Origin of the sequence: Achromobacter sp. SIMBA_011 (assembly GCF_046535435.1) — a bacterium.
Taxonomy (GTDB): Bacteria; Pseudomonadota; Gammaproteobacteria; order Burkholderiales; family Burkholderiaceae_B; genus Achromobacter; species Achromobacter dolens.
Genome location: NZ_JAWRWN010001083.1, coordinates 1 through 243 on the forward strand (window position 1 = coordinate 1; position 243 = coordinate 243).

1 protein-coding gene is annotated in these 243 nt (G+C 64.6%); it reads left to right on the forward strand.

Annotated elements, in window-relative coordinates; translation table 11 throughout:
- Positions 1 to 243 (forward strand): proton-conducting transporter membrane subunit (locus tag SB816_RS34370; protein ID WP_410548543.1); only part of this gene is annotated, 243 nt, incomplete at both ends.

Consider the following 243-nt stretch of genomic DNA (forward strand, 5'->3'; position numbering starts at 1 on the left):
CGCGGCGCTGACGTTCCCGGGCACCTCGTGGAATCTGCTCACGGTCGCGTGTATCTGCCTGTTCATCGGCGCGATGGGTAAGTCGGCGCAGTTCCCGCTGCACGTCTGGCTGCCCGACTCGATGGAAGGCCCGACGCCGATCTCCGCACTGATCCACGCGGCAACGATGGTCACGGCCGGTATCTTCATGGTCGCGCGCATGTCGCCGCTGTTCGAACTTTCCGAAGCGGCGCTGTCGTTCAT